The 550-nt window shown below is 42.7% G+C and carries 2 protein-coding genes; both read left to right on the plus strand.

Annotation, left to right across the window (positions count from 1 at the left end; all coding sequences use genetic code 11):
- Positions 1-195, plus strand: a 195-nt coding sequence (locus ACXAFQ_RS20510; protein ID WP_474825222.1) for a type II toxin-antitoxin system Phd/YefM family antitoxin, incomplete at its 5' end; no start/stop codon positions are given.
- Entirely contained in the window at positions 188-451 is a 264-nt protein-coding gene (locus ACXAFQ_RS20515; RefSeq protein WP_394223158.1) for a Txe/YoeB family addiction module toxin, read from the plus strand. The genes ACXAFQ_RS20510 and ACXAFQ_RS20515, both read left to right, overlap by 8 nt.
- Positions 452-550 lie beyond the last annotated feature (99 nt).

Here is a 550-nt window from a genome sequence, read left to right on the forward strand (position 1 = left end):
ATCAACGATGCAGATACAACAGTAATCACTCGTCGTGACTCTGAAGATGCTGTTGTAATGTCATTAGATTACTACAACAGCCTTATGGAAACCGTTCATCTACTTCGTTCTCCAGCGAACGCTGAACACTTAAATCGTTCAATAGCACAGTTTAAAGCGGCAAAAACGACCCAGCGAGAACTTATTGATGAGTAACAGGTTGTTATCATGGACTGATGAAGCTTGGAATAGTTACGTTTATTGGCAGACTCAAGACAAGAAAACCTTGAAACGTATCAATAAGTTAATTTCGGATGTTAAGCGTTCTCCATTTGATGGAATTGGAAAGCCAGAACCTCTTAAAGAAAATCTTTCAGGTTTCTGGTCTCGCAGAATAGATGACACAAACCGTTTGGTATATGCCGTGGACGATACCGCAATTACGGTTATCTCGTGTCGTTACCATTACTAGTAGGTGGCAGCTAACAATCAAATTAAGCCGCTCGCAGGCTCGCTGGGACAGTAACACATGGGCTCTGTCGCTTCGCTCGGATTCTAGCCCATGTGTTAC

It is taken from the genome of Alteromonas sp. ABH2_165 (genome assembly GCF_056159945.1).